Source organism: Vibrio sp. 1727 (assembly GCF_033344415.1).
In the GTDB taxonomy this organism is placed as follows: domain Bacteria; phylum Pseudomonadota; class Gammaproteobacteria; order Enterobacterales; family Vibrionaceae; genus Vibrio; species Vibrio alginolyticus.
On record NZ_JAWPOT010000003.1, the window covers coordinates 356,106 to 369,505 of the forward strand.

11 protein-coding genes are annotated in these 13,400 nt (G+C 44.5%); 7 read left to right on the forward strand and 4 right to left on the reverse strand.

Going from position 1 to position 13,400, the window contains the following annotated elements:
* Positions 1 to 118: 118 nt before the first annotated feature.
* Positions 119 to 1,510, forward strand: coding sequence for a glycoside hydrolase family 1 protein (locus tag R8O10_RS05950; RefSeq protein WP_064369502.1), 1,392 nt, complete (start codon positions 119 to 121; stop codon positions 1,508 to 1,510).
* A gap of 84 nt (positions 1,511 to 1,594) precedes the next feature.
* Here the strand turns inward: R8O10_RS05950 and R8O10_RS05955 are convergent, their stop codons facing one another.
* A complete protein-coding gene (locus tag R8O10_RS05955) occupies positions 1,595 to 3,631 on the reverse strand; it encodes a PhoX family protein (RefSeq protein ID WP_005384183.1) in 2,037 nt (678 codons plus the stop codon).
* Positions 3,632 to 3,897: 266 nt separating this feature from the next.
* On the opposite strand from R8O10_RS05955, the gene R8O10_RS05960 reads away from it, so the two are divergent.
* Together R8O10_RS05960 and R8O10_RS05965 are read left to right on the forward strand one after the other, a co-directional pair.
* Positions 3,898 to 4,236: a YggL family protein gene (locus R8O10_RS05960; protein WP_005374208.1), complete on the forward strand. Its 339-nt coding sequence runs from the start codon at positions 3,898 to 3,900 to the stop codon at positions 4,234 to 4,236.
* Positions 4,237 to 5,566: 1,330 nt separating this feature from the next.
* Complete coding sequence (locus tag R8O10_RS05965; RefSeq protein WP_064369503.1) at positions 5,567 to 6,466, forward strand: LysR family transcriptional regulator; 900 nt, start codon at positions 5,567 to 5,569, stop codon at positions 6,464 to 6,466.
* Here R8O10_RS05965 and R8O10_RS05970 read toward each other — a convergent pair.
* Positions 6,434 to 6,778: a DUF5329 family protein gene (locus R8O10_RS05970; protein WP_025768060.1), complete on the reverse strand. Its 345-nt coding sequence runs from the start codon at positions 6,776 to 6,778 to the stop codon at positions 6,434 to 6,436. The genes R8O10_RS05965 and R8O10_RS05970 overlap by 33 nt on opposite strands.
* 82 nt (positions 6,779 to 6,860) lie before the next feature.
* A complete protein-coding gene (locus R8O10_RS05975) occupies positions 6,861 to 7,874 on the reverse strand; it encodes an MBL fold metallo-hydrolase (protein WP_318191208.1) in 1,014 nt (337 codons plus the stop codon).
* A gap of 155 nt (positions 7,875 to 8,029) precedes the next feature.
* Here R8O10_RS05975 and R8O10_RS05980 point away from each other — a divergent pair, with 155 nt between their 5' ends.
* The 3 genes from R8O10_RS05980 to R8O10_RS05990 all read left to right on the forward strand — a co-directional run bounded on the left by R8O10_RS05980 (position 8,030) and on the right by R8O10_RS05990 (position 10,373).
* Positions 8,030 to 8,644: a TetR/AcrR family transcriptional regulator gene (locus R8O10_RS05980; RefSeq protein ID WP_025768062.1), complete on the forward strand. Its 615-nt coding sequence runs from the start codon at positions 8,030 to 8,032 to the stop codon at positions 8,642 to 8,644.
* 329 nt (positions 8,645 to 8,973) lie between these two features.
* Positions 8,974 to 9,879: a 30S ribosomal protein S6--L-glutamate ligase gene (gene rimK / locus R8O10_RS05985; protein WP_005374224.1), complete on the forward strand. Its 906-nt coding sequence runs from the start codon at positions 8,974 to 8,976 to the stop codon at positions 9,877 to 9,879.
* Positions 9,880 to 9,944: 65 nt separating this feature from the next.
* Positions 9,945 to 10,373: an ATP-dependent zinc protease gene (locus R8O10_RS05990; protein ID WP_005384193.1), complete on the forward strand. Its 429-nt coding sequence runs from the start codon at positions 9,945 to 9,947 to the stop codon at positions 10,371 to 10,373.
* Positions 10,374 to 10,439: 66 nt separating this feature from the next.
* Here the strand turns inward: R8O10_RS05990 and R8O10_RS05995 are convergent, their stop codons facing one another.
* Positions 10,440 to 11,165 carry an MBL fold metallo-hydrolase gene (locus tag R8O10_RS05995; protein WP_005384195.1) on the reverse strand — a complete coding sequence of 242 codons (726 nt, stop codon included), beginning with the start codon at positions 11,163 to 11,165 and terminating at the stop codon, positions 10,440 to 10,442.
* A gap of 323 nt (positions 11,166 to 11,488) precedes the next feature.
* Between R8O10_RS05995 and speA the strand changes: the two genes are divergently transcribed.
* Positions 11,489 to 13,399 (forward strand): arginine decarboxylase, encoded by a 1,911-nt coding sequence (speA, locus tag R8O10_RS06000; protein WP_412035160.1) that lies wholly within the window; start codon positions 11,489 to 11,491, stop codon positions 13,397 to 13,399.
* Position 13,400 lies beyond the last annotated feature (1 nt).

Here is a 13,400-nt window from a genome sequence, read left to right on the forward strand (position 1 = left end):
ACTAAGCATCCCCGCTGTTTGAGAAAAATACGATCTCGATACAAGTATCGAGGTGTCTCCTACACTATTCTCAAGCAATAAATCCACAAACATTTCCTAAATATAAAGAGTGAGAAACATGATTAAGTTTCCTGAACATTTTCTTTGGGGTGGTGCCATTGCTGCAAACCAAGTAGAAGGGGCGTACAACCTTGGGGGTAAAGGGTTATCGACATCAGACATGCTGCCAAACGGTATTTTGAGTCCGCATCAAACCCGTGAAGAACGTACACCGGGTATCAAAGACGTGGCGATCGACTTCTACAATCGCTACCCAGAAGACATTGCGCTATTTAAAGAGATGGGCTTTAACTGTCTGCGTCTCTCTTTGGCATGGAGCCGCATCTTCCCGAACGGGGACGAACTAGAACCTAACGAAGAAGGTTTGGCGTTCTACGATAAAATTTTTGACGAACTTGCCGAGCACAACATCCAACCTTTCGTGACCTTATCTCACTACGAAATGCCTTACGCACTGGTTGAAAACTATGGCGGTTGGGGCGATCGTCGCGTCATCGAATTCTTCGAACGTTATGCTCGCACAGTGCTGGAACGCTACAAAGACAAAGTGAAGCTGTGGTTAACGTTCAACGAAATCAACATGTCTCTACACGCACCATTTACTGGTGTTGGTTTGCAAGAAGACGCCAATGAACAAGAGATTTACCAAGCGATTCACCACCAGCTAGTCGCAAACGCAAAAGCGGTAAAACTGTGTCAGCAAATCGTACCTAACGGCAAAGTTGGTAACATGCTGCTTGGCGCAATCAACTACCCATACACCTGTAACCCTGATGACGTGCTGGCAGCAATGCATGAAAACAACAAGTGGTTGTTCTTCGGTGATGTACAAACACGTGGTCAGTACCCTGGCTACATGAAGCGTTACTTCCGTGAAAACGGCATCGAAATTCAGATGGAAGCAGGCGACTTAGAAGAAATTGCATCGGCAAGTGTCGATTTCATCTCATTCAGCTACTACGCAAGTGGCTGTGCAAGTGCGGATCCGAAACAGAAGGAAGTGGGTAACATTGTCGATAGCGTACCAAACCCATACCTTGAAAAGAGCCAGTGGGGTTGGTTGATCGATCCAAAAGGCCTGCGCATTCTGCTGAACTTCCTTCACGATCGCTACCAAAAACCACTGTTTGTCGTAGAAAACGGCTTAGGTGCACGTGATGAAATCGATGAAAACGGTGAGATTCAAGATGATTACCGCATCGCTTACTTGAACGACCATCTTGTTCAAGCACACGAAGCGATTCTGGATGGCGTTGAGCTGATGGGCTTTACCAGCTGGGGGCCAATCGATTTGGTCGCAAACTCAACCGCTGAGATGAGCAAACGTTACGGCTTTATCTATGTCGATCGTCATGATGATGGGCAAGGAACGCTAGAACGTAAACGCAAGAAAAGCTTTTTCTGGTATCAAGACGTGATTCGTACTTCAGGCGGTTCATTGAAAAGCTAAGCCTGTTGTCTAGGTATAAAGTGCAACTAGGCATTCGCCCAAACCATCAAGCCCTGCAATTGCAGGGCTTGAATTTTAAGGTGTTTAAACTGCAATCTCTCCACCGTCTTCACGGCGAATAACCACTGTCGCCGCTCGTGGGCGCACAGAAACACCAGCAGGCGTTTCTTCGGCTGCATCTTCACTGTATGGCCAGTTGCCTGGGTGCTGAATATTCACAAATAATGATTTGTAATCAGGGCTGATGGTAAAGCCTGTTACTTCACAACCATTTGGTCCGACAAAGAAGCGTTTCAATTCAGCTTGATTATCCGCACCAATCACAGCTTGATCACCATTCTCATCTGTTAGCTTAGATGGAACAACAGCCAACATTTGATCATTGGTGTAAGACGTGACTTCATCTGCGCCGTTATCAGTCTGAATCCACAAAATACCACGGCCATCAAACGCTAATCCGTCTGGGCTCGCAAACTGGTTTAGCTCATTCAAGCCAGAACGGTTGGTATCTGCATCACCATTTGCTGGCGAACCGAAGACAAAGATATCCCAAGTAAAGTCAGTTGCTGAAGCACCTTCATCCCAACGAATAACATGACCAAACTTGTTATTCAAACGTGGATTCGCAGGGTTGGTTTCATCTGTACGGCGCGTATTGTTCGTCAATGTTAAATATACTGAACCCGTGAATGGATCAACCGTACACCACTCAGGTCGATCCATTGGTGTTGCCCCAACTAAATCCGCCGCGCCAGCAGTATTGATGATAATTTCAGCCAGTGAGTTAAAGTGATCCGCTAACGTACCACCAGCGGTTGTTACGCTATCAAGCGTTAATGGTAACCAAGTACCTGTGCTGTCTTCATTGAAGCGCGCCACATACAGTGTGCCTTCGTCCATGTACTTGTCACCCATCGCCAAGCGGTTATCAGGGTTAGCATCTGCTGGATCCCACGCTGCCGCAGATTCAAATTTGTATAGGTATTCAAAGCGAGAATCGTGACCAGAATAAAATACCACTGGTTTGCCTTCTTCAAGCTTACCGAAAGTACAGCCCTCGTGACGGAAACGACCTAGCGCAGTACGTTTCTTCGCACGTGAGTTTTGCGTGTAAGGGTCAATCTCGACAATGTAACCGTGACCATTGGCTTCATTGCGGTAATCATCCATCGCACTTGCTCCTGTTGGAGCCACATTAAAGCGAGAGAACTCATCAAGACGCTCTTCTGCATTTCCTGCTAATGTCTCCCACAAGTAGCGTGTACTTTGATCATCGACACCAATGCGATCTTGCTCTTCTGTACGAGTCCCGGCATTAACAAAGTAACCTGGCCAGTTCTCTTCACACGTTAAGTACGTGCCCCACGGCGTGTAGCCATTGCCACAGTTGTTTAACGTACCACGCGCTTGGCTGCCATCTGGCGAGAAACGAGTGACAGTTAAAGATGTGTGGGCCACCGGGCCAGACAAATCCATGACTGTCGCACCAGTATAACGACGGTTTAGTGGATCGGTATCAACCAACTTCCACATGTTGTCTTCCAGTTGAATGCGAACCACTGACACACCGTGCGCGTTAATCTCTTTACGCACTTCATCTACAATGGTACGTACGCCATTTTCAACCGTAGGACCGTTTGGATGCAGTGCTGATGTGTCGATGTACTCGTGGTTAATACATAGCAAGCCATCTGTAGTGCTATCGTTCAATGGGAAAAAATGCATGCCGTCATGGTGCATGCCTAGCGCATTTAACTGATCGGTACTGGTGTTGGTACCATCATTTTGCCATGCGCTGCCTTGTGCATTAAGTGGTGTTCCCCAAGGTACTAGTACTTGTGCGGTGTAGCCTTGTGGAATTGAAACTGCGTCAGTGAGTGAGCCAGGGATAGATTCAAAGTTAAGAACGGCTTTAGATGCGCCCGAACCACTGCTTACTGTACTCCCTGAGTCAGACGAGTTACAACCAGCCAATCCGAAAGCACCAAACGCTGTCATCGCACTGATACCTAAACCACCTTTCAGAATGCTGCGTCGAGATAGGCTCGCTTCTAATACTTCTTCAAATGGTTTGTTTTCACTTTGGTTATAACGCGTCGCGTCAAAGGTTTCCTTGCTCATTTTTACTTTCCCGATCTTATAGTTTAATTAATAAATAAGTGATTAGTTGAACGGCAAGAAGTTTGGATAAGAAAAATGACAAAAGTGCTTAAAACATATGAAACTTGTGTTTCAACAATACTGCAAACCAACCAACACAGCTAACGAAGCAATTAAATTCTGGTCACATAATCACCAACTGTATCGCTTCATTCTGATTTTACTTGGGCTAAAGTGTGATAGAAGGTATAAGGTGTACGAAATCAAATCATCTACGAGAGATAATCATGAAATTAGACAAGATCGATAACAAGAGCCGTCGTATCCGTAAAAAGCTGTTCTTAGGTGAGTTCGCAATCCTAGGTTTCGAGATCAGCTGTGAAACAGACATTAACGACTTCGACCGTTACGATGCATTCGTTGATGACTTTATCGACTACATTGACGAGCTTGGTCTTTGCTTCGGTGGCGGTGGTCTAGAACTGTTTGAAGGCTTCCTATGTTCTACTGACCGTTACGGCAGTGCGACTGAAGAACAGAAAGCGCAAGTTATCAAATGGTTAGAAGCACGCCCAGAAGTGAAAAGCGCGCAAGCGGGCGAACTAGTTGACGCCAACTACCTGTAACTAAAGGGCAACCTGTAATACGCAGAGCTCAATAAATGGTAGAGAAAGCTGGTCTTAAGACTGGCTTTTTTATTTTTTGAAGAATGTGATAGTAAATTAGGGTGCTTGGGAAGTTGCGCGGAGTGATTGTGGCGTTTTTGAGCTGGCAATCAACGGGAAACTGCGTTCCACAGCCAGCTCGTGCCTTTAGGTATAATTAACTATGATTTTTTAGCTGGTGCGTCTTTCGTGTCTTTCCAGTATTGAATACGCACACGATGTAGCTGAGCTCTTCTAGTCTTTTTCATAGTAAAGTCCCTCATCTTATATAAGTAACGCTCCTCATGGAGCTTATTGTCTAAGGTCGTATCCCCTTCAATCTATAAGGGAATCAATCATTTAACCGTGACCAATTTCACAACATAATGATAATTACCGATTTCTTGCAGCCTGTTTTTACTGGCAAACGGCATATTATCTATCTGACACAGTTAACTTACTCACCAGATATGACAGAAAAATGGCAACCAAGTTCCCTACTTATACTGTCATTGAATCTTAATAAGGATTAACAAGGTGGGCATTTCAGATTTACCATACTGTTTATAAAAACCGCAAGATTTTTTATTTCTTTTCAAACAAATCTCTACTCAAGATCAATTCACTTTCATCTTTATCGTCTCCCTTTTAACGCATTGTGATCCAGTTCAATCCACAGAACTCGGAACAAAAAGCGCTCATTAATACATTCACCACCAAACTTGTGCGATATCTCTTACAAGAGTTGTAAGCAAATAGATTAACCACGTCTAAGAGCAATGCCAGAAAAAACATTAAACATATGATTTAACAGTAATATTTAAATTCACTTAAAATAATAAGTAAAAATAATTTAGAAAAGTTAATTGAGTCAAATCAGCAAAACATCAATACTCAATTTGTCGACAGGATGTTGGCGGGAACAGGAAAAAAGCCTAAAGGATTGGGTATCTTCAGGATGAAGATTTGATAGCTTAGGATGAGTTGTCAGCAAGGATGTAGTTAAGCTCTAGGATAGAGTTCGCCCGTCAGGATGATAGGCAAGAATGGACACCGCTAGGAAGGCGATGAACAAGGAACTCGGTTAAAGGACTTAGCCACAATCAAGGATAGATGCAGGGAGCACCTATTAGTAGCTGGATTGCTGCGAAAAAGAATAAGCCCCGTCTGGGAAACCAGGCGGGGTTTTATTTTGTCTGTAATGTATTGATAAAGATTCATCTTTATCGTTTAAGTCTTCTCTGTTTTCATAAAACACCGTGCTATCATTTTCTTTACGTCTCCCAACAAAGCTCTCAGAAAATCACACACTATGCTTAATCCTGTTTGGTTACATACATTTAAGACATTGATTGAAGTCGGTCATTTTACGCAAACGGCAGAAAAACTTTTTATGACTCAGCCTGGCGTCAGCCAACACATCAAAAAATTAGAGCAAAGTTGTCAGCATGCCTTGATCAAGCGCGAAAACAAAAGCTTCGAATTAACCGAACAAGGCAGGATTGTCTACGCATATGCGCTCGAGTTAGAAGATAGAGAGAAGAAGCTGCTCGAAGAGCTCAGTTTTGATGATGCGTTTTCAGGCCACTGTAAACTGGCTTGTTCTGGTGCAATGGCGTTAATGTTGTATGGGCCCATTTTGGAGAAGCAAAAACAGCACCCGAGCTTATCGTTACATTTAGAAGCCGCGCCAAATCAATCTATTCTCAACGCCATAACGCAAGGGCACATCGATATTGGTATCGTGACTGATGTTCCCAACAAAGGTCTGTTTCACAGTGAGCGAATTGGTAAAGAGAGGTTGTGCTTGGTTCTGCCAAAGCATTATCAAAATAAGCAGATAACGCCACAACTCTTGCATGACTGTGGTGTCATTAGCCACCCTGATGCCGAGCATTACATGACGCTGTTTTTTGACCAGTGTGAAGAACCACAGCTCCAAGAAATTAAGATGAGCGATTTACCATTATCCGGCTACGTAAATCAATTGAGCCAAATTTTGCTACCTGTCAGCAAAGGACTTGGCTTCACCGTGCTGCCTCAAAGTGCGGTCGACAATTTTCCGCTAAAAGACACGTTACACATTGCTCAATTGAAAAACACTGTATGTGAAGAGCTATTTCTAGTTCGTAAGCGCAGTCGTGCTCTACCTCTGCGCTATCAGACCATCAAAGAAGTGTTATTGGATGTGATCGGTGGTACGCATCAATGATGTTAGCCACTCTTCGCTGGTAATGCGTTTGTCTTGGCAATCCACCCAATATGGTTTGCCAGATAACCAGCTCTTTGACGCGACCTCTTTTATAAACACATCCACGGAATCAACGTCATCTTTGGCGTAATCCCATTTATTGCGCATGTGTTCTGCCGCTTCTTGATTAGTGTACGCCTTGCCGTTGCGGATAAAGGTGCAAGAGGATTGCTCAACTCGTTTTATCAACGTCGAGATATCTTGCTCTACCCCTGCTAGTGCAAAGGTAGGCAGAATGCTTAATGTAAGTAACAACGTCCACTTTGCTTTCATCGCACCTTTATCCTTATCCCTGACCAAGTAACTACTAATAAGTGACTTAACTATTCTGATGTTTGGCTGTTTAGCTCAGCCATTATTGCCACCATGCCTTCGCAGGCTGAGGCTCCGCAATCGCCAAGCGTTGACCAATCTCAGGGCTAACTAACGTTACACCGCGCTCTTCACTAATATCTAACGCGCGTTGCATCGGTTCATTCCAATCGTGCATCGATAAATCAAACGTGCTGTTATGGATCGGCATCATCACTTTGCCCTGCACATCGATGTGTGCTTGAACGCTTTGCTCTGGGAACATGTGAATGTCTGACCAGAGTTCATTGTACGCACCTGTTTCAATCATGGTGAAGTCAAACGGACCGTACTTTTCGCCAATCTCTTTAAAGCCATTGAAGTAACCAGAGTCACCACTGAAGAACACTTTGTGTTGTTGTGCATTGATAACCCAACTGCCCCACAGCGTCGTATCGCGGTCTGTCAAACCTCGACCGGAGAAATGCTGAGTCGGAGTCAATGTATATTCAATGCCGTCGACAGAATGTGACTCCCACCAATCTAGCTCGATCACTTTCTCCTTCGGCACACCCCAGTTAACCAGTAATTGCCCCACTTTTAACGGCACCAAGAAAGTGCCCACCTTGTCGCCTAGCACTTTAATAGAAGCTTTATCTAGGTGATCGTAATGGTCATGACTGATCACCACCACATCGATAGTTGGCAAATCTTCTATCGTGATGAGAGTTTTGTGAAAACGTTTTGGCCCAGCCCATTTCACAGGAGACGCGCGATCACTGAATACAGGGTCGGTCATCACCAATTTTCCATCGAGCTTCATTAATACGCTTGAGTGACCCAGACGATAGATGACGTCATCTTGCTCTTCTAACAGCTGCTGCGCTGTGATCGCATGCACTGGAATTTCAATCGTTGGTGTTGGGTTAAGGCGCTCAGTCGTAAAATACGCTTTCATGATTTCGAACATGTCGCCCAAACCGCTTTTGTATTCCAACTCTGTATTTGCAAATTTGTCCGGGTATGTTGGCGCTTTTTCAGTATCAACATTAGAACAAGAAATCATTGATGTACCCATCGCGAACGCTCCTACTGTGGCTAGCAAAGTTTTTTTCATAAAAAGTTAACCCGAACAGAAGTAAACTACACGGTGCAGTTTACATTCTAATTATTAAAAGTAAACTACTTAGTGTAAAATAGATCAAGAAACGATCTTCTTAACTTAGCAAGCTTATGAATGTAAAAAGAAAAAGTCGTAGTGAAACCAAAAGAGAAGCCATCTTGTGCGCGGCAAGGCAAGCGTTCCAAGAGTTTGGGGTGCAAAACACCAGCATGGATAAGCTCTCTGCAATCGCACAAGTCTCTAAGCGCACGGTCTATAATCACTTCCCTTCTAAGGAAGCGATCGTGACGGAGTTGCTGACTGAGCTTTGGCGTTCGTCAATGATGGAAAGCGATATTAAACGCTTGGCCACTCTGCCACTCAAAGATCAATTGATTGAATTACTCTACAGCGAGATCATTGTGGTGACGGAACCAAACTATATTGAGCTGGCAAAAGTGGCATTTGGGCACTTCTTATTTAAGCCAGAAGATCTCAAAGAACAAGCAGAACAAATGTCGAAACAGGAAACCGCCCTGTACCGCTGGCTTACGGAGAAATCGAACAGTGGCGCTTTGCAAATTGATGATGTACATATAGCAAGCACTCAATTGCACAACTTACTTAAAGGCAGTGCATTCTGGCCGCAGTTAATGGGAATTCGCCCCTCTTTGTCGAATGAAGAATCTAGGCTGTTAGCTACCCAAACGGCGGAACTTTTTTTAAGTCACTATCAAAACAGCTAAAAACAGCGGTCAAATTGGCCGCTTTTTTAAGCGATAATTCGTGACAAAGCGATGAAATTTTTGCTCAATTTTATTTATCTCACCCTTGACAGTCTCATACCGCAAGGCGTGAGCGTTCGATAAAATATTTTTGTCGTGTCGACGATGCTTTTTCGTTTTCATCTCACAAAAAAACGCCCTAAGGTGCGCACCTCTGACGACGTGGTTGTTCAACCACAATTCTAAATCGTTGAAGTAAGTAGGTTATGTCATAACATGATCACCTGCCTACTGCATTCTATGCTCTATACTTATATTTTAATTTGGTACTGACTTACTAAGGAATTGCCATGCGTATTGCTATTCTCTCTCGTAATGAGAATTTATATTCAACCATGCGCCTAAAACAGGCGGGTGAAGAACGTGGGCATCAAATCGATGTGATCGACACGCTTCACTGTTATATGGACATTACGAGCAACAACCCTAAGATCCGCTACAAGGGTGAAGAATTACCGCAATACGATGCTGTTATTCCACGTATTGGGGCATCTATTACGTTTTACGGCACTGCTGTTGTACGTCAGTTTGAAATGATGGGTACATTTTGTGTCAACGAATCTGTCGCGATCAGCCGCTCCCGTGACAAGTTGCGCTCATTGCAACTGCTATCACGTAAAGGCATCGGTTTGCCACGCACTGGCTTTGCTCACCATCCTGACAACATTCAGGACGTGATCAAAAACGTTGGTGGCGCACCTCTAGTGATTAAATTGCTAGAAGGCACTCAAGGCATTGGTGTTGTACTTGCTGAAACAAATAAAGCGGCAGAAAGCGTGATTGAAGCTTTCATGGGTTTGAAAGCTAACATCATGGTGCAAGAATTTATCGAAGAAGCAAAAGGCGCGGACATCCGTTGTTTTGTTGTCGGAAATAAAGTAATCGCCGCAATGAAGCGCCAAGCAAAAGAAGGCGAGTTCCGTTCTAACCTTCACCGTGGCGGCTCTGCACAACTCGTGCGTTTGAGCAAAGAAGAGCGTGCGACCGCTGTAAATGCAGCGAAAGTGATGGGCTTGAACCTTTGTGGTGTGGATATCCTTCAATCTAAAAATGGCCCAGTGGTAATGGAAGTGAATTCTTCCCCTGGTCTAGAGGGCATCGAACTAGCAACGGGTAAAAACATTGCAGGTATGATCTTCGATTTTATCGAGAAAAACGCTAAGCCAAATTCAAACCGTACTCGCGGTAAAGGTTGATTTTTGTTTAACGCACAAGAGAGCCAAAAACCGGCTCTCTTGTTACTCGTCGCTAGGATGACACTATGAATCAGAAAATGATCATTGGGAATGCCGAAGCTATTTGCTTGCCAGAGTTAGGGATTACTCACCTTGAAGCGCGTATTGATACAGGCGCTCAAACCTCTTCATTACATGTAGACAATATTGATTGCTTTGAAAAAGATGGTCAGTCTTATGTTGCATTCGATCTGCACCCAGATGTATACCATTTAGAACAAGTGGTTCGCTGCACAGCGAAACTAAAAGCAAACCGTAAGGTTAAATCTTCTAACGGTACTTTTGAGCACCGCTGCGTGATCACAACGATGCTGCGTATGGGCGACCAACAATGGCCAATCGACATTACGTTGACTAACCGTGAAAAAATGACTTACATGATGTTGTTAGGTCGTCAGGGCATGGCAGACAAAGTGCTCGTTGATCCTAGCCAATCTCACTTATTGGCATCTTAACCCCGTAGCTTCAGATGAGTGATCGAACGTTTTTGTTGAGCATCACTCGTCTGGCTTTATCTTCGCCTATTTCCTACGAAATAACGCAAACAACAATCCCTTCGCTTTAACTTTTGTCACTCGCCAGTGCGTCATTGGCTTAGTCGGCGCTGTATTCAAAATGTGCTGATACGCTTTTTCATCCAAAGTCACCTCTCCCCCATGTGCCAAAAGCAAACATTGCGGATTCATCTCAAACACACGCTTTAATGATTGCCGATATTGATTCGGATGAAATATGGGAAACGGCGCAATCAGATGCTTTTTCACCTGCACCATTAAATCCGCCACATACAGCACATCTTGTTCAGAATGATAAACCGACAGATCTCGGTCGGTATGCCCAAGCGTTTCTAGCACCTGCCAATCATCAAATCCAGGAATAAACTCTCCATCAATAAGTTCAATATCTGGATTTAACTTGCGGGAATACCAAAGGTTTTGCTTTGGTTTACGCATCCGATTCGCCATCCAGCGTGCTAACATTAAATCGGTCAAATGCATTAGCCAACCGTCTACACCGCTATACCACTGGCTCTCTCGCTTTGCGGCCAATAGCTTACATCCTGTTAAATCACGTAGTTTGTGCGCACCACCAGCATGGTCTGGATGCATGTGGGTCACAACAACCAACTTTAGGTCAGAAAAAGGACGATGGAGTTGATGTTCAATAAAGTCTTTAAGATGAGGAATGTCTGCTCGACTGGCACCATCAAGCAACAATAATTTATCGGGATATTCGGCGAGATACATGGTCTGAATGTACCCCTGAATTCTGTGCAGCTGCAAAATATGTCCTTATTTTAGTGAGATGCTTCATGACCGAACCCTTACTGGTCAGACCAACTATAACAGCAGAATGGACGCTTCGGTAAACAAATATTCACACGTAGCGACGACAACAAATCATAATCGAGATGATAGATTTTAATCATTAGACTCAAGGGCCCTTTTATCCGTTAATGCGCGCACACGGAGTTCGTGTCAGGGTATGAGGTAAATACCTCATGATTTGCTTTTTTGTACTTTTCCTTCTAATTAATTAAGGAGTTAAGTACATTTTTGTGAGAATCGAGTTGGAAAAAGCAACTAAATTAGACCGCATCCGCGCGGACTACAACGTTCACTACTGGAGCCAAGGTTTCTACGGCATTGATGACCAAGGCGAAGTATATGTATCACCACGTAGTGATCGTGCACATCAAATCCCTTTCAGCGCTATTGTAAATGAGCTAGAAGCGAAGCAGTTAAATCTGCCTGTATTAGTACGCTTCCCGCAAATCGTGCACCAACGTGTGCATGGTATTTGCCACGCATTCAACCAAGCAATTGAAGAATACCAATATCCAAACAAATACTTGTTGGTGTACCCAATTAAAGTAAACCAACAACGTGAAGTGGTGGATGAAATTCTAGCGAGCCAAGCTCAACTAGAAACCAAGCAGCTTGGTCTTGAAGCGGGTAGCAAGCCAGAATTGTTGGCGGTACTTGCATTGGCTCAACAAGGTAGCTCCGTGATCGTGTGTAATGGCTACAAAGACCGTGAGTATGTGCGTCTTGCACTGATCGGTGAAAAGCTGGGTCACAAGGTATTCATCGTACTAGAGAAGCTTTCTGAGCTGGATCTGGTACTAGAAGAAGCGAAAAGTTTGGGCGTAAAACCGCGCCTTGGTTTACGCATTCGCCTCGCCTCTCAAGGCGCAGGGAAATGGCAAGCAAGTGGCGGTGAAAAATCGAAGTTTGGTTTATCAGCATCGCAAGTGCTTAGCGTTATTGAACGTCTTAAACGCGAAGGCAACCTAGACGCGATGCAACTGGTTCACTTCCACCTTGGTTCACAGATGGCAAACATCCGTGATGTACGCAATGGTGTGAACGAGTCTGCACGTTTCTACTGCGAACTACGCGCACTCGGTGCAAACATCGAGTACTTCGATGTGGGCGGCGGCTTGGCAGTGGATTATGACGGCACACGCAGCCAATCATCGAATTCGATGAACTACGGACTTGCAGAATACGCACGTAATATCGTCAACACAGTGGGCGATGTGTGTCTGCAATACGAACAACCAATGCCAGTGATCATTTCGGAATCGGGTCGCTCGCTAACAGCGCACCACGCTGTATTGATTTCTAACGTAATTGGTACCGAATCGTACCTACCGGAAGAAGTACATGAGCTTGATGATGACGCTCCGCTTTTGCTACAAAACATGTGGCGAAACTGGGAAAACTTACAAGATGGTACAGACGCTCGTGCGTTAATTGAGATTTACAATGATACCCAAAGTGATTTGGCAGAAGTGCACTCTCAATTTGCTACAGGCGTGCTTAACTTGGAACAACGTGCGTGGGCAGAACAATTGTCACTACGCATTTACTTCGAATTAAGCCGAAAGATGAGCACTAAGAATCGCTTCCACCGTCCGATTCTGGACGAGTTGAGCGAACGTCTTGCGGATAAGTTCTTCGTGAACTTCTCTCTCTTCCAATCTCTACCAGATGCTTGGGGTATTGATCAGGTGTTCCCTGTTCTGCCACTTTCTGGTCTGGGCGAGGCGGAAGAGCGTCGTGCAGTGATGTTGGACATCACATGTGACTCTGATGGCGCGCTCGATCACTACGTTGATGGTCAAGGCATCGAGAGCACGCTACCTGTACCAGCTTGGAGCAAAGACAAACCGTACCTAATGGGCTTTTTTCTAGTAGGCGCATACCAAGAAATCCTTGGTGACATGCACAACCTATTTGGTGATACCCACAGTGCTGTAGTCAATGTTGATGAACACGGTCAATTTGAGATCAGTTACATCAACGAAGGTGATAGTGTAGAAGACATGATGCGCTACGTTCATATCGACGTGGATGCGATTCGTGACAATTATAAACAATTGGTTTCACAGCGAGTTGAAGCCAATGAACAAACACAAATCCTAGCAGAACTAGAACAAGGTCTAGCAGGATACACCTATTTAGAGGACTTCTGAT

Coding starts and splice junctions, on each gene's coding strand:
- R8O10_RS05950 (WP_064369502.1), top strand. CDS start 119: ATGATTAAGTTTCCTGAACATTTTCTTTGGGGTGGTGCCATTGCTGCA.
- R8O10_RS05955 (WP_005384183.1), bottom strand. CDS start 3,631: ATGAGCAAGGAAACCTTTGACGCGACGCGTTATAACCAAAGTGAAAAC.
- R8O10_RS05960 (WP_005374208.1), top strand. CDS start 3,898: ATGAAATTAGACAAGATCGATAACAAGAGCCGTCGTATCCGTAAAAAG.
- R8O10_RS05965 (WP_064369503.1), top strand. CDS start 5,567: ATGCTTAATCCTGTTTGGTTACATACATTTAAGACATTGATTGAAGTC.
- R8O10_RS05970 (WP_025768060.1), bottom strand. CDS start 6,778: ATGAAAGCAAAGTGGACGTTGTTACTTACATTAAGCATTCTGCCTACC.
- R8O10_RS05975 (WP_318191208.1), bottom strand. CDS start 7,874: ATGGGTACATCAATGATTTCTTGTTCTAATGTTGATACTGAAAAAGCG.
- R8O10_RS05980 (WP_025768062.1), top strand. CDS start 8,030: ATGAATGTAAAAAGAAAAAGTCGTAGTGAAACCAAAAGAGAAGCCATC.
- rimK (WP_005374224.1), top strand. CDS start 8,974: ATGCGTATTGCTATTCTCTCTCGTAATGAGAATTTATATTCAACCATG.
- R8O10_RS05990 (WP_005384193.1), top strand. CDS start 9,945: ATGAATCAGAAAATGATCATTGGGAATGCCGAAGCTATTTGCTTGCCA.
- R8O10_RS05995 (WP_005384195.1), bottom strand. CDS start 11,165: ATGTATCTCGCCGAATATCCCGATAAATTATTGTTGCTTGATGGTGCC.